At 62.1% G+C, this 25608-nt stretch carries 19 protein-coding genes and 1 pseudogene; 5 read left to right on the top strand and 15 right to left on the bottom strand.

Translation table 11 applies throughout. The annotated features are described in order from the left end of the window. Positions 1 to 71: 71 nt before the first annotated feature. On the bottom strand, positions 72 to 1328 hold the full coding sequence (locus ACS4RR_RS17130; RefSeq protein WP_260110633.1) for a L,D-transpeptidase family protein: 1257 nt from the start codon (positions 1326 to 1328) through the stop codon (positions 72 to 74). 92 nt (positions 1329 to 1420) lie between these two features. Beyond that, complete coding sequence (locus ACS4RR_RS17125) at positions 1421 to 2713, bottom strand: DNA polymerase IV (RefSeq protein ID WP_260110634.1); 1293 nt, start codon at positions 2711 to 2713, stop codon at positions 1421 to 1423. A 76-nt stretch (positions 2714 to 2789) separates the two neighbouring features. Between ACS4RR_RS17125 and ACS4RR_RS17120 the strand changes: the two genes are divergently transcribed. Further along, complete coding sequence (locus ACS4RR_RS17120; protein ID WP_456189053.1) at positions 2790 to 3377, top strand: GNAT family N-acetyltransferase; 588 nt, start codon at positions 2790 to 2792, stop codon at positions 3375 to 3377. Here ACS4RR_RS17120 and ACS4RR_RS17115 read toward each other — a convergent pair. Together ACS4RR_RS17115 and ACS4RR_RS17110 are read right to left on the bottom strand one after the other, a co-directional pair. Then, a complete protein-coding gene (locus ACS4RR_RS17115) occupies positions 3352 to 4026 on the bottom strand; it encodes a hypothetical protein (RefSeq protein ID WP_456189052.1) in 675 nt (224 codons plus the stop codon). The two genes, ACS4RR_RS17120 and ACS4RR_RS17115, sit on opposite strands and share 26 nt — an antisense overlap. 2 nt (positions 4027 to 4028) lie before the next feature. Continuing rightward, entirely contained in the window at positions 4029 to 4337 is a 309-nt protein-coding gene (locus tag ACS4RR_RS17110; RefSeq protein WP_260110636.1) for a DUF3572 domain-containing protein, read from the bottom strand. A gap of 132 nt (positions 4338 to 4469) precedes the next feature. Here ACS4RR_RS17110 and ACS4RR_RS17105 point away from each other — a divergent pair, with 132 nt between their 5' ends. Both ACS4RR_RS17105 and ACS4RR_RS17100 read left to right on the top strand, forming a co-directional pair. After that, positions 4470 to 4841 (top strand): response regulator, encoded by a 372-nt coding sequence (locus tag ACS4RR_RS17105; RefSeq protein ID WP_003547430.1) that lies wholly within the window; start codon positions 4470 to 4472, stop codon positions 4839 to 4841. An 18-nt stretch (positions 4842 to 4859) separates the two neighbouring features. Beyond that, positions 4860 to 6233 (top strand): PleD family two-component system response regulator, encoded by a 1374-nt coding sequence (locus tag ACS4RR_RS17100; RefSeq protein ID WP_260110637.1) that lies wholly within the window; start codon positions 4860 to 4862, stop codon positions 6231 to 6233. 745 nt (positions 6234 to 6978) lie between these two features. On the opposite strand, the gene rpmG is transcribed toward ACS4RR_RS17100, so the two are convergent. The 9 genes from rpmG to ACS4RR_RS17055 form a co-directional block, all read right to left on the bottom strand. After that, positions 6979 to 7146: a 50S ribosomal protein L33 gene (rpmG, locus tag ACS4RR_RS17095; protein WP_003547442.1), complete on the bottom strand. Its 168-nt coding sequence runs from the start codon at positions 7144 to 7146 to the stop codon at positions 6979 to 6981. Between the two features lie 92 nt (positions 7147 to 7238). Further along, positions 7239 to 8423 (bottom strand): MFS transporter, encoded by a 1185-nt coding sequence (locus ACS4RR_RS17090; RefSeq protein WP_170262789.1) that lies wholly within the window; start codon positions 8421 to 8423, stop codon positions 7239 to 7241. 249 nt (positions 8424 to 8672) lie between these two features. Beyond that, positions 8673 to 9125, bottom strand: a complete 453-nt coding sequence (locus ACS4RR_RS17085) for a DUF983 domain-containing protein (RefSeq protein WP_260110639.1) — start codon at positions 9123 to 9125, stop codon at positions 8673 to 8675. Positions 9126 to 9144: 19 nt separating this feature from the next. After that, positions 9145 to 11517 (bottom strand): ribonuclease R, encoded by a 2373-nt coding sequence (gene rnr, locus ACS4RR_RS17080; protein WP_170256824.1) that lies wholly within the window; start codon positions 11515 to 11517, stop codon positions 9145 to 9147. A 1-nt stretch (position 11518) separates the two neighbouring features. Next, positions 11519 to 14173, bottom strand: a complete 2655-nt coding sequence (gene topA / locus ACS4RR_RS17075; RefSeq protein ID WP_222384784.1) for a type I DNA topoisomerase — start codon at positions 14171 to 14173, stop codon at positions 11519 to 11521. A 248-nt stretch (positions 14174 to 14421) separates the two neighbouring features. Then, positions 14422 to 15564, bottom strand: coding sequence for a DNA-processing protein DprA (dprA, locus tag ACS4RR_RS17070; protein WP_170280150.1), 1143 nt, complete (start codon positions 15562 to 15564; stop codon positions 14422 to 14424). Continuing rightward, positions 15564 to 16184, bottom strand: coding sequence for a glycerol-3-phosphate 1-O-acyltransferase PlsY (plsY, locus tag ACS4RR_RS17065; protein WP_170280151.1), 621 nt, complete (start codon positions 16182 to 16184; stop codon positions 15564 to 15566). Before plsY ends, dprA begins: the two co-directional genes overlap by 1 nt. A 78-nt stretch (positions 16185 to 16262) precedes the next feature. Next, the gene (locus ACS4RR_RS17060) at positions 16263 to 17552 is read right to left on the bottom strand and encodes a dihydroorotase (protein WP_260110641.1); all 1290 of its coding nucleotides are present in this window, start codon (positions 17550 to 17552) and stop codon (positions 16263 to 16265) included. Beyond that, positions 17549 to 18505: an aspartate carbamoyltransferase catalytic subunit gene (locus ACS4RR_RS17055; protein ID WP_017963884.1), complete on the bottom strand. Its 957-nt coding sequence runs from the start codon at positions 18503 to 18505 to the stop codon at positions 17549 to 17551. The genes ACS4RR_RS17060 and ACS4RR_RS17055 overlap by 4 nt, the downstream gene beginning before the upstream one ends. A 179-nt stretch (positions 18506 to 18684) precedes the next feature. On the opposite strand from ACS4RR_RS17055, the gene ACS4RR_RS17050 reads away from it, so the two are divergent. Then, positions 18685 to 20343 carry an acyl-CoA dehydrogenase family protein gene (locus tag ACS4RR_RS17050; RefSeq protein ID WP_260110642.1) on the top strand — a complete coding sequence of 553 codons (1659 nt, stop codon included), beginning with the start codon at positions 18685 to 18687 and terminating at the stop codon, positions 20341 to 20343. Between the two features lie 55 nt (positions 20344 to 20398). Here the strand turns inward: ACS4RR_RS17050 and ACS4RR_RS17045 are convergent. After that, a pseudogene (locus ACS4RR_RS17045) lies at positions 20399 to 20602 on the bottom strand (type II toxin-antitoxin system VapB family antitoxin). Positions 20603 to 20747: 145 nt separating this feature from the next. Then, a complete protein-coding gene (locus tag ACS4RR_RS17040; RefSeq protein WP_260110643.1) occupies positions 20748 to 23630 on the bottom strand; it encodes an Rne/Rng family ribonuclease in 2883 nt (960 codons plus the stop codon). Between the two features lie 624 nt (positions 23631 to 24254). Between ACS4RR_RS17040 and ACS4RR_RS17035 the strand changes: the two genes are divergently transcribed. Beyond that, positions 24255 to 25511 (top strand): N-acetylmuramoyl-L-alanine amidase, encoded by a 1257-nt coding sequence (locus ACS4RR_RS17035; protein ID WP_260110644.1) that lies wholly within the window; start codon positions 24255 to 24257, stop codon positions 25509 to 25511. Positions 25512 to 25608: the final 97 nt, after the last annotated feature.

Here is a 25608-nt window from a genome sequence, read left to right as displayed (position 1 = left end):
ATGTATGTGCCTCGGAAGTGTGCAGCGGTTCCGGGATAACGACATGCATAAAACAAAGAGCGTGATGGCCATCATCCGCGGGTGATCGTGATGAAATCCGTGCCTTCGCCGGTCTCTCGGCCGAGGCCGGTATCGGAGATCGTCAGCGTCGAGCCGGGCGCGACGAGGGCGTCGATCTGGCGGCGGGTCTCGTCGGGGATGGTAATTCGGCTGAGCGATCGAGCGATCGGCTCGCCTGTGACGATCGAGCTTTCCTGATTGGTGATGCCGAGCCGTTTCATAGTCTCCCGCGAGAGATTGTTCTCGAGCGTGATACCGAGCCAGTCGGCGGTGCCGGCCTTTTCATCGACCGCATGCAGCGTGAAGAAATGTGTGCCGAGCGCCAGTCTCGGATCGGCGATCGTCACCGGCGCTTCGAAGATCGGCTTGAAGGCCTGCCGCACCATGATGACGCCGTTCGGCGGCTCGCCCTTGCCAGCCGCGGCATAGACTTCTCTGAGGAGCGTGTCGGAGACCAGGCTCCTGTCGCCGGCAAATTCCGCCGGCCGTAGCGTCTTGAAAGCCTTGATCGCCTGCATGGTCGACGAACCGAGCAAGCCGTCCGGATTGCCAGCGGAAAAACCGAGCTGGTTGAGCAGGCTCTGGATGTCAATCACCGTCTCGCGCAACGTCCGGCGCGTAATCAGCATGCTGATCGGCTCGGACGGCGGCTTGGGTTCGGGCGCTGCAATCGGCTGCACTGCCGGCATCGGCATCGCAGCGGTATCGTTCATCGCCACCTGCACCGGCTTCTCAGGGCTGTCGGGCATGGAGGGCCGCAGTTCCACATCCGAAAGTAGCGGCATCGCCGCCGGTGCATCCGGATGGAAAAGAGTCGGATGATCGATCGGTTGCGGCACCAGTTCACCGTCGCTGATAATGACGGGGACACCGGGATCGGTCATCCCATAGAGCATTTTTGCGAAGGCGCTGGGCATGCGCACGCAGCCATGCGAGGCCGGATAACGCGGCACCGAATTGGATTCGTGCAGCGCGATGCCGGACCAGGTCAGCCTTTGCATGAACGGCATCGGCGCCGCCGAATAGAGATTGGATTCGTGATATTTCTGCTTTTCCAGCACCGAGAAGATGCCGCTTGGCGTCGTGTGGCCGTCCTTGCCGGTCGAGACCTTCGAGGCCGCGACGACCTCGGTGCCGTCATAGACCACAAGCGACTGCTTATCCTTGGAAACGATGATCTGCAGCGTGCGCGCATCCGCGGCAAGAGCGGGGTGCACGAGTGCGGTGGCCGACAGCAAGCCGAGGCCGAAGACGAGACGCGAGAACATGAAACCCAACCATACGCAATACTTGCCCGGCACATTATGAGACGAAGTTTAAGGAAGATTTTATAGGCCGGATCGCCGGCTGCCCTCACGCGTTAGTGATCGCGCTTGCCGCTGCCGAAGGTATAGCCCGTCTCGACCGTTTTCTTGCCGAACTTGTCGCGCAGCTTGTCCATCGCCGCTTCGGCCGCCGCTCGCCGGCCCGATTGCTGGTCGATGAGATCGGGCGGATCGGCGCGGGCGGCATCGCCGAGATCGGTGACGCCGATGCCGATCAGGCGGAACTTCGTACCGTCAGTCTCTTTTTCGAGAAGCTCGAGCCCGGTGCGGAAGATCTTGTCGGCAAGCTGGGTCGGGTCTTCGAGCTTGCGGTTGCGGGTGCGCGATTTGAAATCGGCGCTCTTCATCTTCAGAACCACGGTCTGGCCGGCAATGCCGTTTTTCTTCAGCCGCCAGGAGACCTTTTCGGAGAGGTTGCGCAGGATCGGCACCAGATCGTCATAACGCGAGATGTCATCGAAGAAGGTGGTCTCGGACGACACGCTCTTGGCGGCATCATTGAGATGCACTTCGCGGTCGTCGATGCCGCGCGACAGCCGCGCGAGCCGTTGGCCGATGCTGCCATAGCGGCGCATCAGATCGTTTTCCTCCATCTGCTGCAATTGGCTGATGGTGCGGATGCCGTCCGCCTCCAGCGTTGCCGCAAAGGCCTTGCCGACGCCCCAGATCGTAGTGACGGGACGCGGTGCCAGGAACTCGACCGCTTCCTCGCGGCCGACGACGGAAAAGCCGCGCGGCTTCTGCAGATCGGAGGCGACCTTGGCGAGAAATTTGCAATAGGAAAGCCCTACCGAAACGGTGATGCCGATCTCCCTTTCGATGCGACGGGCAAATTTGGCCAGCGTGCGCGCTGGCGGATCGTGATGCAGCCTCTCGGTGCCGCCGAGCTCCAGGAAGGCCTCGTCGATCGACAGCGGCTGCACCAGCGGCGTCAGATCCTGCATCATTGCGCGCACCTGCCGCCCGACCCGGACATATTTTTCCATATCGGGAGGGATGACAATCGCCTCAGGGCAGGCCTCCAGCGCCTTGAACATCGGCATGGCCGAACGCACGCCGTGGATACGGGCGATATAGCAGGCGGTGGAAACCACACCGCGTTTGCCGCCGCCGATGATGACAGGCTTGTCGGCAAGCTTCGGATTGTCGCGTTTCTCCACCGCGGCGTAGAAGGCGTCGCAATCGATATGCGCAAGCGTCAATGCGTAGAGTTCGCGATGGCGCACGAGGCGCGGGCTGCCGCAGGAAACGCAACGGCGCGCCTCGCCTTTCTGCTCGGCAAGGCAGTCGCGACAGAAGCCGGGTGTCTTGTCAGGCGCGGGTGTCATGATGAGAACAAAGATTGAACGTCGCGAGGTTACGCCTTATGCTTCCGAGTCTCAAGAGAGGGCGGGAGCTTTGCCTTTGGATAACGATCTTCGTTTCGAGCCGGTGACGGCAGAACGCTGGGACGATTTCGAAATCGTGTTCGGGCCGCAGGGTGCCTTCTATAATTGCTGGTGCGTCGCGCTGCGCCTGCCGCATGCAGTCAGGACGAAGATGGCGGCCGACGAGCGCAAGGCGCATATGCGGGAGAGGATCAACGTGGGTCCGCCGCCTGGTATCCTCGGTTATGCCGACGGCGCGCCGGTCGCCTGGGTGCAGGTCGGGCCGCGCCATGACGTGCCGCAGTTCAATTCGCCGCGCACCGTCTCGCGACCGCTGGAGGAGGGCGATGCGCATGATCCATCCATTTGGGCCGTCAGTTGCTTCTTCCTGCTGCCCAAGCTACGCGGCAAGGGAATGAGCCATCGTCTGCTCGCCGGCGCGATCGATCATGCCCGGCGCCAGGGAGCACGGATGCTCGAAGCCTGTCCGATCGATCATGTCAAGCAGTCGAAATCAGTGACGCTCTGCGTCGGCTCGACCGCAGTTTTCGAAGCCGCCGGTTTCGAGACTGTGGCACGGCGCAAGGACGGCCGTCCGCTCATGCGGCTGGAACTGCGCACCTGACAGTGCCGGAGACAAAATGCGCCTCGATGAGAGCGGCCGCATGCGTCCAGTCGCTGGCGCGCGTGATGTCGTCAGCGGCGGCCGGTGCGAAACGATGGACGGGCGAGTTCGGCATCAGGTGAATCAGCAGGCAATCGGCGACGTGATCCCTGACGGAATGCAGATTGCGCGCCATATCATCGATGAAGACGACGGGAAGGGAGCGGCTGGCATGCAATGCGTGAACGATCGGCCCCTTGGGTTGTTCGGTGGCAAGCAGCGGAAAAAGCAGGCCCATCCTGTCGAGCAGGCGACGGCGCTGGTCTTGGAACCGCGGCGGCATGGCTGTCAGGAAAAGCACATCGGCCTCTTCCGAAAACCGGCCGAGCGTTTCGACGACGCGATCGAGCGGCGTCTGCCACAGTTCTTGGGCCTCGAAGAATTCCTCGATCAGCCGGCTGACCTCTTGATCCTCGATCTCCACGCCGTCGGCTTGCGAGACGATGTTGCCGTGAAGCCGGAACGATCGCGGCAGAAACGCGTGGCCCTGGCTCTGAAGGAAAAGCTGGAAGGGACCGATGAACTGCAGCACGACGTCGTCGACGTCGCAGACGATCAACGGCCGCTCGCCGAGGCGGATATGCGAGATGTCGAATTCCCCGGAGGTCACGGTCAGTCCTCTCCGGAATCGAGACCCGGCGAAGAGAAATGCTGCCAGGCCGCCGTCACCGTCTCCGGGCTGATACCGCTCGCCGCGCAGAAGGCCATCGCCGTTGGTTCATGGTTCATCAGGAAATCCATCATGCCGGCGAGGAATCCCGGATCGTTGACGGCGTTGCGCACCTGGCCGGGCGCCACACCCGTCAGGGCGAGAAAGCGGCCGAACATGTCGGAATCACCGGCAAGCCAGCCAAGCACGGCGATCGCCGTCTCGTGCGGGTCGGCAGCCTGTTGTTTCGAAGTCTTGAAGTTGCTTTGCATTTCGCGGGGTAAGTTACCTTTTCTTCAACCAAATACCGGTAGCGTGCGCTATCGGTTTCACGCAGCTTTTGTCCGCATGTGCCTTTCTCATGGGACGAACCGCTGCGCGAACGGACGTAGGGACAGCATGTCATGCCCAAACAGGTGATGATTGTAGAAGATAACGAGCTCAACATGAAGCTCTTTCGCGACCTCATCGAGGCGTCCGGCTATACGACAATCCAGACCAGAAACGGCATGGAGGCGCTCGACCTGGCGCGCAAGCATCGCCCCGACCTCATCCTTATGGATATTCAGCTTCCCGAGGTCTCTGGCCTCGAAGTTACGAAATGGCTGAAGGAAGATGACGAGTTGCACGTGATTCCCGTCATCGCCGTTACGGCTTTCGCGATGAAGGGCGACGAGGAGCGGATCCGCCAGGGCGGCTGCGAGGCCTATGTTTCCAAGCCGATCTCGGTTCCGAAATTCATCGAGACGATCAAGACCTATCTGGGCGATGCCTGACGCATCGGAAAGACGCTTATGACTGCGCGAATACTGGTGGTTGACGATATTCCGGCCAACGTGAAGCTGCTCGAGGCGCGGCTGCTTGCGGAGTACTTCGACGTGATGACCGCAGCGGACGGCTACACGGCACTGGCGATCTGCGAGCGCAACCAGGTCGATCTCATCCTGCTCGACATCATGATGCCCGGCATAGACGGTTTCGAGGTCTGCGAACGGCTGAAGGCCAACCAGAAGACCGCCCATATTCCAGTCGTCATGGTCACCGCGCTCGATCAGCCGACCGATCGCGTACGAGGCCTGAAGGCCGGCGCCGACGATTTTCTCACCAAGCCGGTCAACGATCTGCAACTGATCTCCCGGGTGAAGAGTCTGCTGCGGCTGAAGACGTTGAGCGATGAGCTGCGCATTCGCGCCGAAACCGCCCATACGATGGGTATCGACGACCTGACGCGGGCAGGCGAGGGCCGCGCCGACGAGACCGCTCAGGTCCTGCTCGTCGACGGCCGCGCCAATTCGCAGGAGCGCATCATCAAGGCGTTGAAGCCCGTCGCCGACGTGCTTGCCCTCTCAGATCCGCAGGCCGCCCTCTTCGAGGCGGCCGAAAGCGCGTTCGATCTCGTCATCGTCAACGCCAATTTCGACGATTACGATCCGCTTCGCCTCTGCTCACAGCTGCGCTCTCTGGAGCGCACGCGCTTCCTGCCGATCCTGATCATCACCGAGCAGGGCGCTGACGACATGGTCGTGCGCGCACTCGATCTCGGCGTCAATGACTACCTCATCCGCCCGGTCGATGCCAATGAACTGGTCGCCCGCAGCCTGACGCAAATCCGCCGCAAGCGCTACAACGACCGGCTGCGCGCCAGCGTCAAGCAGACGATCGAGCTTGCCGTGACCGATCCGCTGACCGGCCTTTATAACCGGCGCTATCTCGACAATCACCTGAACGTGCTCTTCAACCGTTCGATGGCGCGTGGCCGGCCGCTTTCGGTGCTGATCACCGATATCGACCGCTTCAAGCATGTGAACGACACCTACGGCCATGACGGCGGCGACGAGGTGTTGCGGGAATTTTCAAATCGCGTCCGTTCGACCATCCGCGGTGCCGATCTCGCCTGCCGCTACGGTGGAGAGGAATTCGTCGTCGTGATGCCCGACACCTCGCCGGAAATTGCCGCCGCCGTCGCCGAGCGCCTGCGCGCGGCGATCGAAAGCGCTCCCTTCATGCTGAAACACTCCGGGGAAGCGCTGAATGTCACTGCTTCCTTCGGCATCGCCTCGCGTATTGCGTCGGTGCTGACCCCCGGCCAGCTGATGAAACAGGCGGATCTGGCCCTTTACGAGGCCAAGAATACCGGCCGCAACCGTGTGGTCGCCGCGGCCGCGTGACGAATCACCTGCCGCCATATGTGCCATTTGCGAGTTTTCCACTGCGGTAAGCGAATTGTTACCGATTTTTAATCTTCGCCTGGGCAATGCGGGGCGAAAATTTCGCAACTCAATAGCCCAAAAATGGACTCGCCGCGTTGCTGCGGAGATGTGCGACGCGATAGTCTTGCGAGCATCAGGCCGTAGCTCAGAGTGAAATGGAGACTATAAAAAATGCCTGCCGCCGACAGTGTCAAATAGATTGCGGCGACGTCACCTCACGTAAGGGTAGGGCAGGCGTAAGTTGTTAAGCTATATTGTCGAATTTCTTCGAAGGGCGAGGCGCTACGCTTCAAGCTCAAGCAGAGCCGATCAATCTTTGTATGTCCCAAATCTGGACTTTTAACCATAGAATCAAGATAAGAAAATTCATCATTAAGAATTTGTTGATTTTCTTTCATTTTTGCGCAAATTATCGGCTCATAAGAGAAGCGCTCCCGTTGAGGAGTTGTCGATACCCCATGATGCTCAGGTCCGCCGCATCTCCTGGGTCGTGGGGTCGGTCGGCTAGTAGGCAAGTTATAGCGGTTCCTCGTGCCGTTTTGCATGCTGGCCGACCCCCTTTCAAGAAAACGCCGCCACTTCCCGAAGATGGAAGGGCGGCGTTTTGTCTGTTTGCGCTATCATTTTTCAAAGACCACAAACTGGCAATAAAAAACGCGCACCCGAAGGCGCGCGCTTTTTTGAAATCCGTCAGGCCAAGTGATTACTTGATCTTGGTTTCCTTGAACTCGACATGCTTCTTTGCAACCGGGTCGTACTTCGTCTTCGTCATCTTGTCCGTCATCGTACGGCTGTTTTTCGTCGTGACGTAGAAGAAACCGGTGTCGGCTGTCGACAGCAGCTTGATCTTGATTGTTGTAGCCTTGGCCATGGTCGTCCTGCCTTTAAGAAAATGAAAGCCGTGGAAGCCGGATGGGCTCCACGGCAAATTCTGGCGCGAAACTACGAATCCCGCCCGAAAAGTCAAGTCCGTTTTCGAATGAACATCAGTCTGATGCCGGAAAGTAGGGCGTAGAGACCGAAGAAAGCGGCAATCGCCCAGGCAAAACCGTTATTTCCAGCGACATCGATCGCCGCGCCGATCGCCTGCGGCCCGGCTACGGTTCCCATCGCATAACAGAAGACGAAGGCAGCATTGGCCGCCGCAAGATCGGAACCCGTCAACCGCGAGCCGAGATGGCTGAGGCCGACCGTATAGAGGCCTGAGACGCAGCCGCCCCAGAAAAGCAGGAGCCCGGCCATCAGCAGCCAATTGTCGAGCAGTAGCGGCAACATCATAGAGCCGATGAAGCCCATCAGCGCCATGCCGGCCAGAAGCGGCCGCTTATCGGCGATGCGGTCGGAAAGCAGGCCGAGCGGGATCTGAAAAATGACGTTGCCGACGCCCATCATGGTGAGCAGCAGTGCGGCCTGCGATTCGGTGAAATGGGCGCGCACGGCAAAGATCGGAAAGAGCGACAGTCCGCCCGCTTCGACCGCGCCGAAGATGAAGACCGCCGCCGTCGCCGTCGGCACCAGGAAAACATAGCGCATGAAATGCAGTTCCGGTTTTTCCTCGAGCACCGGGCTCTCGTCGCGGGCGATGAAGATCGGAATGGCCGCAAGCAGGATGGCGGCGGCGCCGATCAGGAAGGGGAAGATGCCGTCGCTGCCGAGGATTGAAAAGAGCAGTGGTCCGGCGGCGAAGCCGAGGGAAAGCACCGTCGCATAGATGCCGAGCACGAAACCGCGCTTGGACGGCGGCGAAGCGGCGTTGATCCAGAATTCGGAGAGGATGAAGAGCGTCGTCGTCGCGCCATGAAAGGCGAAACGCAGCGGAAACCACATCCAGAAATCTTGGGCGTAATAGAAACCGAGCGCGCTCAGCGCCGAAATCAGCACGGCCCAGAGCATTGTCGGCGCCACGCCGTATTTATGGGCAAGCTTGGTGGTGATCGGTGCGGCGGCCATCGCCGCGACGCCAGCCATCGCCGTGTTGAGCCCGATCAGGGTGGACGAGATGCCGCGTTTTTCGAGGATGATGCTGAGGAGGGGCAGACCGAGGCCGATTGCTATGCCAACGGCTGATATGGACGAGATGGCTGCCACCAGAGAAGGCCAATGGATTTCTTCGACATCGCCCGGTGTGCCGTTTCTCGGCTGAGACATTTATGCATCCTTAGAAAGCTGTGCGAGCGAGACGGCCGATCGCCTCGCATAGAAAGACACAGGCGTGCCAATTCCAGGTGACGGGCAGCGTTTCGCAGTATTTCCGATGTGAGTGACCACCTGCGGAATGTAAAGCTTGTTCAGACAAGAAAAGCTTACCTTGTCAAGTCGTTGAGGATCGCCGGCTACCCCGGCGGGTCGGTGGAGGGCTGGCACTACACGTTAAATATGTCTGGAAGGTGAAGGCGCTCAATCAGGCCGTTGGGGAATGTCATAATCGTCCGGGCCATCACTCTCGCCACCGAAGCCGTGCATGCGCAGCGCCCATTGCAGGCCGATGACCCCGCCCTTGATCGGCTGGATCGAGGCGAGCGCTGTCATGACGGTGATCGGCGCCCAGATGGCAAAATGGGCCCAGACCGGCAGCACGAAGGTCATGTCGGTCAGCATATAGCCGCCGACCACGACGTGTCCGAGGACGAGGATGACGATATAGGGCGGCAGGTCGTCCGCGCGCTGGTGATGCATCGCCTCGCCGCAGGCCGCGCAATGATCAACCGACTTCAGGAAGGCGCGAAAGAGTTTGCCGCTGCCGCAGGCCGGGCAACGATTCATCAGCCCGCGCATGATGGAGCGCCCAACTGGGCGCTCGACCTCGGGCGTGTCCCCGTAGCGGAGGGCCGGATCGGTCGGTGTGCTCATCGCATGTTCCTCTTCGGATCTAGTGGCGTCCGCGTGGCGGCCTTGTCCCAGGCTTCTTGCGGACCTGGCCCCTGTCGCGGCGACCTGCCTTGTGGAAGGAGCGCACTGCCGCCGGCATCTCGCGGCCCTCGCTGACCATTTCGAAACGCAGCGCGCCGGCAAGCGGGATCGCTTCGGCAAGTTTCACAGTGACGCTGTCGCCCAAGCGATAGCCGAGCCCCGTTCGTTCACCCGAGAGCGCTTGATGTGCCTCGTCGTAAATGAAGTAATCGGTGCCGAGCGTAGATATGGGGACGAAACCGTCGGCACCATAGTCCGGCAGGGCGACAAAAAGCCCCGATTTTGTCACGCCCGAGACCCGTCCGGCAAATTCCTCGCCGACCCGGCCGCTGAGGTGATGGGCGATGAGCCGGTCGACCGTCTCGCGCTCGGCTGCCATGGCTCGGCGCTCGAAGGTCGAGATTTCGGCGGCGATATCGTCGAGCGCCGCCTCTTCGTCGGGCGTGATGCCGCCTTCGCCGAAGCCTAGCGAGCCGACGAGGGCGCGATGCACGATGAGGTCGGCATAACGGCGGATCGGCGAGGTGAAGTGGGCGTATTTCATCAGGTTGAGGCCGAAATGGCCAATATTCTCCGGACCGTAGATCGCCTGGCTCTGCGAACGCAGCACCATCTCGCTCACCATGGTCTGATGCGGCGTGCCATCCGCCTTCGCCAGGATGCCGTTGAAGTTGTTGGCGCGCATGTTGCCGCCCTTGGCAAGCGAGATCCCCAGCGTGGCCAGAAACTCGCGCAGGATCTCCTGCTTGGCAAGCGTCGGGCCGTCATGAATGCGGTAGATCAGCGGCTGACGTTTCTTTTCCAGGGTCTCGGCAGCGCAGACGTTCGCCTGGATCATCATCTCCTCGATCAGCTTATGCGCGTCGAGCCGTGGCGGCACGACGACCCGGTCGACCGTGCCGTCGGGCTTCAGCAGGATCTTGCGCTCCGGCATGTCGAGTTCCAGCGGCTGGCGCCGGTCGCGTCCGCGCTTCATCACCTCATAGGCGTGCCAGAGCGGCTTCAGGATCGGCTCGAGCATCGGTCCGGTCTGATCGTCCGGTTTGCCGTCGATCGCCGCCTGCGCCTGCTGGTAGGACAGCTTGGCCGCGCTCTTCATCATGATGCGATGAAAGATGTGGCCGATCTTGCGGCCTTCGCCGGAAAAGCTCATGCGCACGGCGAGCGCCGGGCGGTCGACGCCCTCTTTCAGCGAGCAGAGATCGTTGGAGATGCGCTCGGGCAGCATCGGCACGACACGATCGGGGAAATAGACAGAGTTGCCGCGCTTCAGCGCCTCGCGGTCGAGCGGCGAATTCGGGCGGACATACCAGGAGACGTCGGCAATCGCGACGGTGACGATGACGCCGCCGGGATTGTCGGGCGAGGGATCGAGCTCGGCATAAACCGCGTCGTCATGGTCCTTGGCATCGGCCGGGTCGATGGTGATCAGCGGCACGTCGCGCCAGTCCTCGCGATGCGACATGGTGGCGGGCTTTGCGGCCTCCGCCTCGGCGATGACGGCAGGCGGGAAGACATGCGGGATGCCGTGCGCATGGATGGCGATCATCGAGATCGCCTTTTCCGAACCGACGGAACCGACGATGGAAAGCACCTTGGCACGCGGCAGGCCGAAACGACCGAGACGGGCGATTTCGACTTCGACCAGATCGCCGTCCGTGGCGCCGCCGGTGAAATCGGGATCGATCACCATCTCCTCGCCGCGCCGTTCGATCGGCAGCAGCCGCCCGCCGCCGCCCGGCGCAGTGCGGAAAACGCCCATCGAGGCGCCGCGGCGCCTGTCGATCACCTTGATGATCCGTGCCGTATAGGCCGGCCCACCGCGATCGACAGCCGGGAAGATCTTCGCCAGGATGCGATCGCCGAGGCCCGCGACCGGCGCCTTACCCTTGCCCTGGCGGCCTGCCGGCGATTGCTGGCGGATGGCGACGGCGGGTGCCACGCCCTGGTCCTCCGGCCACTCTGCCGGCCGGCCGATCAGATCGCCGTCCTTGTCGCGCGTCGTGATGTCGAGAACGGTGACGGGCGGCAGCGCACCGGGCCGGATCAGCGACTTGCGGTTCTTCTGCAGCATGCCTTCCTGCTCGAGCTCCTGCAGCATCTGCTTGAGCTCGACGCGGCTATCGCCTTTCAGGCCGAACGCCTTGGCGAGTTCACGCTTGGACGCTTTCTGCGGATGATCGGCGATGAAGCGCAGGATCACCTCGCGGGAAGGCAGCGCGCCGTGGACGATGTTCAGCGGCTCGACGGCGGGAGCATCCTTGCCGGCGCGGCCGGTCTTGCCCGGGCGCTTGCCCGCAGGGTTCGTTCTCTCGCGCGGTATTCTGCTCACGTCAGCCCTTTTTCGATTTCGCGGGCGCTTTCGCCTTCGTTATCTTCGGTTTGGCGGCCGTCTTGGTGCTCTTGGCTTCGGCGGCTGCGGCCTTTGGCTTGGCTTTCGCCTTGGCCGCCTTGCCCGCAGGGGTCTTGCCGGCCTTCTCGGCGATCAGCGCAAGCGCCTCTTCGACGGTGATCGCCTGCGGATCCTTGCCCTTCGGCAGCGTGGCGTTGACCTTGCCCCAGTTGACATAGGGGCCGTACTTACCGTCGCGAACGGTGATGGCGCCGCCACCAGGATGATCGCCGAGCGTCTTCAGCGCTGCCGGTGTCCCGCGCGAACCTCGGCCCGGGGCCTGGTTCGCCTTTTCGGCGATAACAGTCACGGCACGGTTGAGACCGACCGAAAACACGTCTTCGACGGTTTCCAGATTGGCATAGGAACCGTCATGCAGGAGGAACGGCCCGTAGCGGCCGATGCCCGACGAGATCATCTTGCCGGTTTCTGGATGTTTGCCGATATCGCGCGGTAGCGAGATCAGCGCCATCGCTTTTTCATAATCGATGTCCTCAGGCTTCCAGCCCTTCGGCAGCGAAGCGCGTTTGGCTTCCTTGCCGTCGCCGCGCTGGATATAGGGGCCGAAGCGGCCGGAACGCAGCGTCAGCTCCTCGCCGGTCGTCGGATCGGTGCCGAGGTTCTTCGGCTCGTTGAGGGCGGCACCGTCCGCTTCTCCGCCGTTTTCGGAGGAGAGTTGGCGGGTGTAGTTGCAGTCCGGATAGTTCGAGCAGCCGACGAAGGCGCCGTATTTGCCGAGCTTCAGCGACAGGTTGCCGGTGCCGCAGACCTGACAGATGCGCGGATCGCTACCGTCCTCTCGTTTCGGGAAGACGAGCGGTGCCAGCGCCTCGTTCAGCGAATCCAGCACGTTGGTGACGCGAAGTTCCTTGGTGTCCTCGATCTGGGCGAAGAAATCCTTCCAGAAATCGCGCAGCACCTGCTTCCAGTTCAACTCGCCGGCGGAAATCCGGTCAAGTTTCTCTTCGAGATCGGCGGTGAAGTCGTATTCGACATATTTGGTGAAGAAGCTCTCGAGGAATGCCGTCACCAGCCGGCCCTTGGCCTGCGGGATCAGCTTGCGTTTGTCGATCGTTACATAGTCGCGGTCGCGCAGCGTCGCGAGCGTCGCGGCATAGGTGGAGGGGCGGCCGATGCCGAGCTCTTCCATCTTCTTGATCAGCGAGGCTTCCGAATAACGCGGCGGCGGTTCGGTGAAATGCTGCGTCGAATTGATCTTCTGCTTGGCGAGCGCCTCGCGCGCATTGATCTCCGGCAGGCGGCCATCCTCGTCGCCGTCGTCGCTTTGCTCGCCATCTTCCTTCTGGTCGGTATAGGCGGCGATGAAACCATCGAAGCGTATGACCGAACCGACGGCACGCAGACCGGCCTTCTCGCCTTTGTTGTCAGCGGTGATTTCAGCCGTCGTGCGCTCGATCTCGGCCGATGCCATCTGGCTGGCGATGCCGCGCTTCCAGATCAGCTCGTAGAGTCGGATCTGGTCGGCATCGAGGAATTTGCGTACGCGGTCGGGCGAACGATAGAAATCGGTCGGCCGGATCGCCTCGTGCGCCTCCTGGGCGTTCTTCGCCTTGGTCGAGTAGAGGCGCGGCTTTTCCGGCATGTAGCGCTCGCCGAACTGGTCGACGATGGCGCTACGCGCAGCATCGATCGCCTCGGGCGCCATCTGCACGCCGTCGGTTCGCATATAGGTGATGAGACCAACCGTCTCGCCGCCGATATCGACGCCCTCATAGAGTCTTTGCGCGATTTGCATGGTGCGCGAAGCGGAGAAGCCGAGATTGGAGGAGGCCGCCTGCTGCAGCGTCGAGGTCGTAAACGGCGGTCCCGGGTTGCGCTTGACCGGTTTCGCCTCGACCGTGTCGACGACATAGCTCGCGCCTTCGAGCAATGCCTTCAGCCGGCCGGCATCTTCGCCGTTGCCGATTGCGCGCGGCTGCAGCCGTTTGCCGCTCGCCGAAACCAGTCTTGCCTCGAACTCGTCGCCGCGCGGCGTCTTCAGCAGCGCCGAGATGTTCCAGTACTCTTCCGAAATGAAGCGCTCGATCTCGGATTCGCGGTCGCAGACCAGGCGAAGCGCCACTGACTGAACGCGGCCGGCCGAACGCGCGCCGGGCAGCTTGCGCCACAGCACCGGCGAAAGATTGAAGCCAACGAGATAATCGAGCGCGCGGCGGGCGAGATAAGCGTCAACCAGCGGCACGTCGATGTCGCGCGGATCGGCCATCGCGTCGAGCACGGCTTTCTTGGTGATCGCATTGAAGACGACGCGCTTGACCGGTTTACCGTTCAGCACGCGCTTCTTGTTCAGCATGTCGAGAACATGCCAGGAAATCGCTTCGCCTTCGCGATCCGGGTCGGTCGCGAGAAACAGGCCATCGGCGGACTTCACCGCGTCGGCAATGTCCTTCATCCGCTTGGCGGAGGCGCTATCGACCTCCCAAAGCATTTCGAAATCCTGATCAGGAAGAACTGAGCCATCCTTGGCAGGCAGATCGCGCACATGGCCGAAGGAGGCGAGCACTTTGTATCCCGGACCGAGATACTTATTGATCGTCTTGGCCTTGGCAGGCGATTCCACCACTACAACATTCATGATGATTCTCTAAAAGGGAAACGACGCCAGCGTTGAAGCCAGCGCGACACACACCGCAACATGGATATCGGCCACCCGACATGGACAGGGAAATCGCCGCGGTCAAGGGGTTTGCTACAATTTTACCTCTTGTGTCTATTGCAACCAAAGGGCGGAAACCAGCAAAATACGATTATAGTATATGTCCTAAGATTTTCGACGCAGCGTTCGACAATGCGAAAAGCCGCCATCCGATGTCGTACCCAGGTTCAATCGGAGAGCGAGACGAGGCCGCCCTGATGCCGGTGCAGCCTGCCTGATATATCGAGTTCCAGAAGGATGAGATAGACCGCGGATGCCGACAGGCCGGTATGGCGGATGACGTCGTCGATCTCGACCGGCGTCGGCCCGAGCGCATCGATGATGCGGTATCGATCGGAATCGCCTGGTGGCACCGACATTGCTTTACCGCCAGGCGCCGGCTCCTCCGCCATCGATGACGGGAACAGGTCGAATTGCGCAAGCGGCGCCAGGGCCTCGACGACATCGGCGGGTGCGGTGACGATCGAAGCTCCGTCCTTCAGCAGGCCGTTGGTGCCATGGCAGCGCGGATCGAGCGGTGAGCCGGGCACGGCAAACACCAGGCGGCCGAAGTCGCCAGCCAGCCGTGCGGTGATCAGCGAGCCCGAACGCGCCGCCGCTTCGATGACGACGAGGCCGAGGCCGATGCCGGCGATCAGCCGGTTCCGGCGCGGGAAGTCGCGGGCGCGGGGCTCCCAGCCGAAGGGCATCTCGCTCACCGCCAAGCCGTTGCCGCCGGTTATCTCTTCGAGCAGGTCGATATTCTCCGGCGGGTAAGGTTGGTCGAGGCCGCCGGCGAGCGCCGCGATCGTTCCTGTGCCGAGGCTTGCCCGGTGGGCGGCAGTGTCTATGCCGCGCGCCAGGCCGGAGACCACGGTATATCCAGCCCGGCCGCAGTCGCGCGCCACCATCGCCGCGAATTTCGCGCCCGCGATCGAGGCGTTGCGCGAGCCGACGATGCCGACGGCCGGGCGTTTGGCAGCGGCAAGCGCACCCTTGACGGCGAGAAGCGGCGGCGCGCCGTCAATCTGCTTCAGCGCTTGCGGGTAGTCCGGCTCGCCGATGCCGACGAAGCGGGCGCCGAAGCGATGCGCCGCCTCCAGTTCCCGATGCGCCTCGGCCTCGCTGGCGATGCGGATTGCCCGCGTGGCGCCGCCACGCGCCGAAAGCTCCGGCAGTGCGGCAAGCGCTGCCTCGGCCGAGCCGAAATGATTGATGAGGTCGCGAAAGGTGGCAGGGCCGATATTGTCGGAACGGATAAGGCGCAGCCAGGCAATTCTTTGCCGTTCGGTCAGCACCACGCCTTTTGGTCCGGCGCTCAGCGCATCCATTATCCCTTTGCCCCGATCTTGCTTTCCGTCCCGCTCATCAGGCGGGAAATATTCGCCTTGTGCTTCCAGTAGGAGATGAGGGTCATGATCGCCATGACAGCCGCAACCTTTTCGTTACCCAGTATCCACAGCGCAACCGGAATGACAAGCATGGCGACAAGCGCCGATAGCGAGGAGTAGCGGGTGGTGAAGGCGACCGCCAGCCAGACGGCGGCGAAGAGCACGACCATGATCGGCGCGACGCCGAGCAGGGTGCCGATGTAGGTGGCGACACCCTTGCCACCCTTGAAGCCGATCCAGGCCGGGAAGAGATGGCCTATGAAGGCGAAGAAGCCGGCGATGATCGCGGCCTCCTCACCAAGGAAATAACCGACGATCCAGGCCGCCGCCGACGCCTTCAGCGCATCGAGCAGCAACGTCGCCGCGGCGAGCGATCGGTTTCCTGTTCTGAGTACATTGGTCGCGCCGATATTGCCGGAGCCGATGCTGCGCACGTCGCCGAGGCCGGCGGCACGCGTCAGGATCAGGCCGAACGGGATCGAGCCGAAGAGATAACCGATAACGGCGGCAGCAAGCGCGATCGGCAGCGTGATCTGCCATGACATGAGATTGGATAACATATGTCCCCTCAGCCCCTCCGTGGCCTATCCTCGAGTCAGCCTTCTCCCGCTGCGGGATGGACGGTGAGCGTGTCGATCCTAAATTGCGTGGACAACCTTTCCCGAGACGTATGTCGCGACCGCCCGCCCGCTGAAGCGCGCATCCTCGAACGGCGTATTCTTCGAGCGGGAGAGAAGCATGTCTTTGGCGACAAGCCAAGGCTCATCGAGATCGATCAGTGCGATATCGGCCGCAGCGCCCGGCTTCAACGTGCCGGCCGCGAGGCCGAAGATTTGCGCGGGGCGGGTGGACATGGCGTCGATCAGGCGCATCAGGCTCACCTGGCCGCCATGGTGAAGCCTGAGCGCTGCCGCCAGCATGGTTTCAAGGCCAATCGCGCCATCCTCCGCCTCGCCGAACGGCAGGCGCTTCGTATCGACATCCTGCGGGTCGTGTGAGGAAACGATGATATCGATCGCGCCGCTGGCAAGGGCGTCGGCCATGGCCACCCTGTCATCTTCCGGGCGCAGTGGCGGATAGAGCTTGAAAAAGGTGCGGTATTCGCCGATGTCGTTTTCGTTGAGCGCCAGATTGTTGATCGAGATGCCGCAGGTGACCTTGGCGCCGCGGCTGCGGGCGCGCTCGATCGCCTCGACCGATTCCGGCACCGAGATCGTCGCGGCGTGATAACGGCCGCGGGTCAGCTGCGCGATCCTGAGATCGCGTTCGAGCGGGATGAGCTCGGCTTCCTTTGGAATGCCGGAAAGCCCGAGCCAGCTGGCGAAAAGCCCCTCATGCATGACGCCGTTGGCGCCGAGATATTTGTCGCGCGTTTCGCAGCAGACGACGGCGCCGAATTCACGCGCATAGGTCATGATCCGGCGCAGCACCTGCGTGTCGTGGACGCTGGAATGGGCATCGGTAAACGCGACGGCGCCTGCCTGCATCAACAGGCCGATCTCCGTCATCTCCTCGCCGGCAAGGCCCTTGGTGATGGCGGCTGCCGGATAGACGTTGACGGCGGCCGTATCCCGCGCCGTCTTTTTGACGAATTCGACGAGCGCGATGTCGTCGATGATGGGATCGGTGTCCGGCATCATGATGATCGAGGTGACGCCGCCAGCCGCTGCCGCCCGGCTCGCCGAGGCGATCGTCTCACGGTGTTCGCCGCCGGGTTCGCCGACATGGACGCGCGCATCGACGAGCCCGGGCGTCGCGACAAGGCCCGTGCAGTCGCGGATGACGGCGCCATCAGGCGCGCCCTGGTTCTGCGCCTTGTGGCCGGCGGCGAGAATCACGCCGTTTTCGGCGATGATCGTCCCCACCTCGTCGAGATTGCGCGACGGGTCGATGATGCGGACGTTCTTGAGGACGATCGGGTTGCTCATGCCATCATTCCATCGCTTCGGGGACCCTGGTTCTGCGAGACGAGCAGCGTCTCCATCACAGCCATGCGCACCGCGACTCCCATTTCCACCTGTTCGGCGATCACGCTCTGCGGCCCGTCCGCCACTTCCGAGGCAATCTCGACGCCGCGGTTCATTGGGCCGGGATGCATGACCAGGGCATCGTCCTTCGCCGCTTTCAGCGTTTCGGCGTCAAGACCGTAGAAGTGAAAGTATTCGCGCACCGAAGGCACAAAGGCGCCGGACATGCGCTCGCGCTGCAGCCGCAGCATCATCACGACGTCGGCGTCCTTCAGCCCTTCCTGCATCGAATGGAAGACCTCGACGCCCATCTCGGCGATGCCGGCGGGCAGGAGGGTCGCCGGTGCGACGACGCGCACGCGGGCGCCCATCGCATTGAGCAGCAGGATATTGGAGCGCGCCACCCGCGAATGCAGCACGTCGCCGCAGATCGCCACGATGATGCGCGAAAGCTTGCCCTTGGCACGGCGGATCGTCAGCGCGTCGAGCAGCGCCTGGGTCGGATGTTCATGCTGCCCATCACCGGCATTGACGACAGAGCAGGAGACCTTCTGGGCGAGAAGGGCGGCCGCACCGGCGCTCGAATGGCGGATTACCAGCACGTCGGGGCGCATCGCATTCAGCGTCATCGCCGTGTCGATCAGCGTTTCGCCTTTCTTCACCGAGGAATTGCCGACCGACATGTTCATGACGTCGGCGCCGAGCCGCTTGCCGGCAAGCTCGAAGGAGGCCTGCGTGCGGGTCGATGCCTCGAAGAAGAGGTTGATCTGCGTCAATCCGCGCAGCGTCGACGTCTTCTTTTCTCTCTGGCGGCTGATCTTGACGGCCTCGTCCGCCTTGTCGAGAAGATAGGTGATATCCTGCTCGGTGAGGCCCTTGATGCCGATGAGGTGGCGGTGGGGGAAAAAGACCATGACCCTGCCTCTTGCTGTCTCTGGCGGGTCTATAAAGAGTGCGGCCCGCCGGGGCAAGCATGCGCTGTGGGCAAAGGCTTATGTCCCCATGCATTTTTGCCCGAATTCCGATAGAGCAGAATGAACCGAATCATAACTTCCGGTTTCCCTTTGCCGGGTTCTTACACTAGAAGCGAATTATGACCTCCGCCAACCGGATTGACGACAAACTCGCAGAACTCAACCAGCCGAGCCTGTGGTCCGGCATCAACGCCTATCGATCCGATCCGCTGATCGTCGATCTGACGGCGGCTCTGCCGCGCGGCATCCGCGAAGACCTGGAAAATATGGGCCGCTACGTCACCTCGCCGGAGGCGCAGGAGATGGCGCGCATGGCAAACCAGGGCGTGCCGCAGCTGCGCACTCATGGTCCACGCGGTGAGCGCCTCGACGTCGTCGAGTTTCACCCCGCCTGGCATGCATTGATGCGCCGCTCCATGTCGGTCGGCCTGCATTCCTCCGTCTGGGACCCCCAGGCCGATACCGAGGCCAAGGACGAGGCCCATAGAGTTCGCGCCGCGCGGTTTTACCTGACGTCGCAGTTGGAGTCCGGCCATCTCTGCCCGTTGACGATGACGAGCGCCTCCGTCGCGGCGCTCTCGGCCTCGCCCGCGGTCCAGAAGGACTGGGCGCCGAAAATTCTCTCGCGCAAATATGATTCGTCGAACAAGCCGGCCATGCAGAAATCGGCCGTGACCATCGGCATGGGCATGACGGAAAAGCAGGGCGGCACGGATGTGCGCGCCAACAGGAGCGCTGCCGAAAAGGTCAGCGAGGGCATCTACCGGCTGTCCGGGCATAAGTGGTTCATGTCCGCGCCGATGAGCGATGCCTTCATCATGCTGGCGCAGACGAAAGAGGGGATGGGCTGCTTTCTCGTGCCGCGCCTTCTGGAGGATGGTTCCGCCAACGGGCTGCAGTTCCAGCGGCTGAAGGACAAGGTCGGCAACCGCTCCAACGCCTCGGCCGAGGTCGAGTTCACCGATACGTTTGGTTTCCTGCTCGGTGGTCCGGATGCCGGCATCCGCACGATCCTCGACATGGTGACGCTGACCCGGCTCGACTGCGCGCTGGCCTCCTCAGGCATGATGCGCGGCTCGCTCGCCGAAGCCGTGCACCACACCCGCGGCCGCAGCGTCTTCGGCAAGATGCTCGTCAACCAGCCGATCATGACGCGCGTGCTCGCCGACATGGCGCTCGACGTCGCCGCCGCGACGGCGCTGTCCTTCCGTCTGGCCGACGCCTTCGACAAGGCGCGCGGCAATGCCGAGCAAGCGGCCTATGCCCGCGTCATGACGCCGGTCGCCAAATACTGGTGCTGCAAGATCGCGCCAGCGTTGATCTATGAGGCGATGGAATGTATCGGCGGCAACGGCTACATCGAAGAGCGCCCGATCGCCCGCCATTACCGCGAGGCTCCGGTCAACGCCATCTGGGAAGGCTCCGGCAACGTCATGGCGCTCGACGTGCTGCGTGTGCTCAACCGCGGCAAGGATCTGTTCGAGACGGTCTTTGCCGGCCTTGCCCGCGATCTCGGCCCTGCCGGCAAGAAGACCATCGACGTGCTGCGCGCCGCAATCGCGCTGTGCGAACAGGATGAGGGCGCCGCGCGCCTGCTCGTCGAGCAACTGGCGCTCGCCGCCGGTGCCGCCGAACTGTACCGGCTGGGGGCAGGGCGCATTGCCGATGCCTTCATCGAGACGCGTCTTGCCGGCGGCTGGCGCTCCACCTACGGCATGCTCGATTCCCGCTTCGACGCCAGCTACATCGTCGACCTGCTCTATCCCCCGGCCGCCTGATCATAAGCGGGGTCAGGCGATCCCGAGCACCGAGACGCTGAACTGTCGACGACGATCACTTTGTATCTTCAGACCGGTCGTGACGCCTCTCGTTGAGGTCGCCTTCCCAGCCTATCCGCGCGCGATCGCATTTTTCCGCCGGTATTTCTCGACAAGATTTCGCAAAGCCTGCTCGAACAGTGTCTTTTTTCGTCGCCAATCGCGCGGTGGTCATTGCCGCGTCGAGCAAGGCGTCATCGATATCGATATTCGTCCGCATGATCGCGCCCAATTTGTGATCATCATCAGAGATACACATCCACCTCACGACGGTTCAAGTTTGGCAACGATCTCCATCGGCATAAACAAAAATCCGGCCGCGTCGCCACGGCCGGATTTCAGTGTATACGTCCGAAAATCAGCGTTCAGAAGAAGCCACGGCGCTGCCACCAGCCGGCTTTCTTCGGCTTGCCGTCATCGCCTTCGCCATTCTCGACGCGGGTGGATTTCACCGTCGGCTCGGAGGAGGAGATGTTGGATTCACGGTTGGCGCGAAGCGGCTTTGCCTCTTCCTGGACTGGCGGTGCGAGATCGGCGGAGGCTTCCACCAATTCCGGTTCGGCCTCGACCGCAGGTACCGTCTCTGCAATCGGTTCCTCGACCGGCGATGCGGCCGGTTTGCGGCGGCCGCGACTGCGGGCGGGCTTCACCTCTTCGGTTATGACAGGTGCGCTCTCGACAGCTGCCATTGCGGGCTGGCCTTCGTCGGCCTGTTCGGCAATCGCCTCGACCGCCACGGCTTCGCTCGGAGCGCCGTCGTTCGAAACGTCGTCGCCTTCGTCCTCGTCGCCGCCATTGTCTTCACCGGCTTCACCGGCTTCGCCGGCCGTCAGTTCGGAACCATCTTCGGCGCGATTGCGACGGCCGCCACGCTTGCCGCGACGGCGCCGCTTGCGGCGCTGCGATTCCTCGCTTTCAGCGCGTGTCTCAGGCGTAGCTTCGGCGTTTTCATCACCTTCGCTGCCCTCGTCGTCACCGTCCTCATCCTCGTCGCCGGCTTCGCCTGCTGCCGATGCCGGCTGCTCGGCAGTGCCGTTGCGGCCACGGCGGCGCCTGCGGCGCTTGCGCTTGCGGTTGCCGTCAGCTTCGCCTTCCGAGCGTGCTGCGACGGGCCGTTCGGCAACGGCCGGCTTTTCCTCGAGTTCCTCGTCTTCCTCCTCATCCACTTCGATGACGATATCGTCGTCGTCATCCTCGGGAATGGCTGCGAAGTTGAAGAGCGTTTCGATCTTGACCGGGTTTTCCACCGGATCGCCGCGATCGATCGCGAAATGCTGTGCGCCGACCGAACCGTCTGCATCGATGACGATAGCGACGCCGAAACGGCTTTCGTAATCGATGATCGTCTGGCGCTTGTGGTTGAGCAGGTAGAGCGCGATGTCAGGCGTGGTGCGCACGGTGATGTTGTGCGTGGTGTTTTTCAGCAGATATTCCTCGATACCGCGCAGGACATGCAGGGCGACGGAGGACTGCGAGCGCACATGGCCGGTGCCGCCGCAATGCGAGCAGACCTGCGTGGTCGATTCGAGAACCGACGCGCGGATACGCTGTCGCGACATTTCGAGCAGGCCGAAATGCGAGATCCGGCCGACTTGGATGCGGGCGCGGTCGTTCTTCAGGCATTCCTTCAGCTTCTTCTCGACGGCGCGGTTGTTGCGCTTCTCTTCCATGTCGATGAAGTCGATGACGATCAGGCCGGCAAGGTCGCGAAGGCGAAGCTGGCGGGCGACTTCGTCTGCAGCCTCGAGATTCGTCTGCAGCGCGGTGTCTTCGATCGAATGTTCGCGGGTCGAGCGGCCGGAGTTGACGTCGATCGAAACCAGCGCTTCGGTCTGGTTCATGATCAGGTAGCCTCCGGACTTCAGCGTCACCTGCGGCTGCAGCATGCGGTCGAGCTGAGCCTCGATGCCGGAACGCGAAAAGATCGGATGGATGTCGCGGTACGGCTGAACCACCTTGGCATGGCTCGGCATCAGCATCTTCATGAAGTCTTTCGCTTCACGATAGCCTTCTTCACCTGAAACGATGACTTCGCTGATATCCTTGTTGTAGAGGTCGCGGATCGAGCGCTTGATCAGCGAGCCTTCCTCATAGACGAGGCAGGGAGCGGTAGACGCCAGCGTCAGGGTGCGCACGTTCTCCCACAGGCGCATCAGATATTCGAAGTCACGCTTGACCTCGACCTTGGTGCGGTTGGCACCGGCGGTGCGAAGGATGACGCCCATGCCCTGCGGCACCTCGAGCAGGCGCGCGATTTCCTTCAGGCGCTTGCGGTCGGCAGGATTGGTGATCTTGCGGGAAATGCCGCCGCCGCGCGCCGTGTTCGGCATTAGGACGGAATAGCGACCGGCGAGCGAGAGATAGGTGGTAAGGGCTGCGCCCTTATTGCCGCGCTCTTCCTTGGCGACCTGCACGAGCAGGATCTGGCGGCGCTTGATGACTTCCTGGATGCGGTACTGCTTGCGTGGCTTGCGCTGCACGCGGTCCGGCACCTCTTCCATCGCGTCTTCGGCGCCGACGGATTCGATGATTTCCTCTTCGCCGTGATCGTCATCATCGTCGTCATCGTCGTTGCGACGCTTGCTGGTATCGACGTCTTCGGAGATCGAGTCGGTTTCTACCATCGCGGCCATTGCGCCGCCGGTCGAGCCGTCATCCTCATTGTCGACGGTTGAAGCGCCTTCGGCTTCAACGTCTGTGGGAACAGCGTCTTCGGTCTCGGTCGTTTCGGCGGCCGGTTCTACGACCTTCTTGCGGCTGCGGCGCGGCCTTGCTTTCTTCGCAGGCGCTTCCTCGGCGGCCGCGGGCGACGCCGCGGTCTCTACCGCTGCCGTCTCTTCCGTTGCGGCATCGGTTTCTGGCGCCTCTGCCGGAACGATGCCGACATCCGGCTGATCCTGCTTGGAAAGATCGACCATCGGCGCGGTTTCGACATGCTCGACGTCTTCGTCGCGGCGATGCTCTTCGGCTTCGGCCCGAAGCAGCGCCTGACGGTCGGCAAGCGGTATCTGATAATAATCGGGATGGATTTCGGCGAAGGCCAGGAAGCCGTGCCGGTTGCCGCCGTAATCGACGAAGGCGGCTTGCAGCGAGGGCTCGACCCTCGTTACCTTTGCAAGATAGATGTTGCCGCGGATCTGCTTCTTGTGCTGGGACTCGAAGTCAAATTCTTCTATGCGGTTCCCGCGAACGACAACGACGCGCGTCTCTTCCTCGTGAGACGCATCGATAAGCATTTTGTCTGCCATGTAAGCTGTGCTCCTCGGCGTGGCCGCGAGAGCGCATTCCCGACTGCTGTTGAGACAGAAAGAATGCGGTCCGCAGTGGCCGCGCCGGATAATGAAAGTCGCGCCTGATGCGAGGGGGAGGGCAGCAGCCAGACCGCAGCCGGAACCATTTCGGTCCGGGGCCTGTACACTTCAGATAAAACCTGCTGCGAAACCATCAACAACCAAGCGTGATCGACAAATGTGAAGACCCGTTCGGGTCCGATGAGTTTGCTCCCTGAGAGCGTGGTGGCTGATCCACCAATGAATTCCGACAATAAGCCGGAAAATCAGGATCCAGTTTTAGGGATTAAGCGCATGAGACGGCGGACGATGACCGGTGTGGCGCCAGGTCCTGATCTGGCTGGCAGCCTTTGCGGCGACTCTATCCCGTCAACACTTTACCCTGAAATTCGTTGTATGTTTTCTGTGTCACAATAGCAAGGGAAAAGCCAAATGTGCCATAATATTGATGGATTTCGCAACGCATAGAAGCTGGGGATAAAGTGATCGCGATTCGGCAGGCTGCAGCGGGTGTTTCGTCACACCGACGTTCACTGCTGCGGCGTCGGGTCCATCGCATTACAAATAGGGTGTGGCGGTTTATTGTTTAAGAGGGCTCGGATCGCGACGAAATCCGCAGCGCGGCGATCGATAATCGCAAGGCGGGTTCTGGCGGCGCTTTTGGCCGCCAGTCTCCTGCCGGTCGCTGTCAGCTCCGTCGAGGCCAGGGATCCGCTGCTTGCCTATGGCGCGCGCATCGTCGGCGACGACGCAAGGACCCGCATCGTCATCGATTTCGATCGCGAGCCGCGTTTTTCGGTCCACTATATCGCCAATCCGGAACGCATCGTCGTCGACCTGCCGGCGACCGCCTTCGGTTTTCCGGCGAAGGATCTTGCCGCCCGCGGCCTGTTCAAGGATATCCGCTACGGCAAGATGGACGAGGAGAGCGCCCGCATCGTGCTGACGACGGCAGGGCCGGTGAAGCTGGCGCTTGCCAAGGTGCAGGCCGATGAGACGGGCAACGGCCATCGCCTCGTGCTCGATGCGGAGATGATCGACAAGAAGGCCTTTGCCGAACTGGTAAAGACGCAATCCTGGAGCGATCGGACTGAGGCGGAGCAGACGACGAGCGCCATTCCGGCACCGGAAAAAGCTGCCCCCGGCGATTTTGTCATCGCCGTCGACGCCGGCCATGGCGGCATCGATACCGGCGCCATCGGCGTCGACACCAAGACCGAGGAAAAGCAGGTGACGCTTGCTTTCGCCAAGGCTTTGACCGACCGGCTGAACAAGGAGCCGGGCATCAAGGCTTTCCTGACGCGCGAGGATGACGAGTTCCTGTCGCTTTCGCAGCGCGTGCTGATCGCCCGCCAGAACCATGCCGGCCTATTCATTTCGCTGCATGCCGACACGCTGAAGCAGAAGGATATCCGCGGCGCCACCGTCTACACGATCTCCGACAAGGCATCCGACAAGCTCGCCGCCGATCTCGCCGAACGTGAAAACCTCTCGGATCAGATCGCCGGCAAGGAGACGGTTGCCGAGCCGCCCGAGGTCGCCGACATCCTGCTCGATCTGACACGGCGCGAGACGCAGGCGTTCTCGATCTCGCTGGCCGAGAGTGTGCTGAATTCCTTCAAGGATCAGGTCGGCACCATCAACAATCCGCACCGTCATGCCGGCTTCCGCGTGCTGCAGGCCCCCGACGTGCCGTCGATCCTTCTCGAGATCGGGTTCCTCTCGAATGCCGAAGACGAGAAACTGCTGCTCGACGAGGCCTGGCGCGGCAAGATCGCCGGTCTCTTGACCGACGCAGTGAAGCGATACCGAGCCGCCGTCATGGCGAATGGCGGCTGACAGCCGCCGCCCAAAAATCTGTAGCGGTTGCGGCACGGCGGCCCGCATAAAAACAAAGATTCATAAAAACAAAGATTTAAGTCCGCCGCATGAATCA

The organism is Rhizobium zaerense, from assembly GCF_051810725.1.
GTDB lineage: Bacteria > Pseudomonadota > Alphaproteobacteria > Rhizobiales > Rhizobiaceae > Rhizobium > Rhizobium leguminosarum_I.
Note: the sequence above shows the minus strand (reverse complement) of the source record. Positions and strands in the feature narration are given on the sequence as shown.